This is a genomic window from Shinella sp. M31, from assembly GCF_049199205.1.
GTDB lineage: Bacteria > Pseudomonadota > Alphaproteobacteria > Rhizobiales > Rhizobiaceae > Shinella.
Window position 1 is genome coordinate 1 of sequence record NZ_JBLZPH010000199.1, and the last position, 288, is coordinate 288.

The 288-nt window shown below is 67.4% G+C and carries 1 protein-coding gene; it reads left to right on the top strand.

The window, feature by feature from the left end:
* Positions 1-288, top strand: a 288-nt coding sequence (locus tag ACOZKU_RS27745; protein WP_421581609.1) for an AEC family transporter, incomplete at both ends; no start/stop codon positions are given.

Below are 288 nucleotides of genomic sequence, written 5' to 3' on the forward strand. Positions count from 1 at the left end.
GGAACTGGGGGAGGGGCTTGGCGAATTCGTCTTCCGCGTCGCCGTGCCGCTCCTGCTCTTCCGCACCATAGCGGAAGCCGAATTTGCCGGCGATGCGCCCTGGCGCATCTGGGTCGCCTATTTCGGCGGCGTCGCCGTCACCAGGACGGTGGCACATCTGATCGCGACGATCGGCTTCAAACGCGACCGGCGCATCGGCGTACTGGCCGGCGTCTCCGCCGGCTTCGCCAACACGGTCTTCATCGGCCTGCCGCTCGTGGCGCGCGTCGTCGGACAGGATGGTCTTGT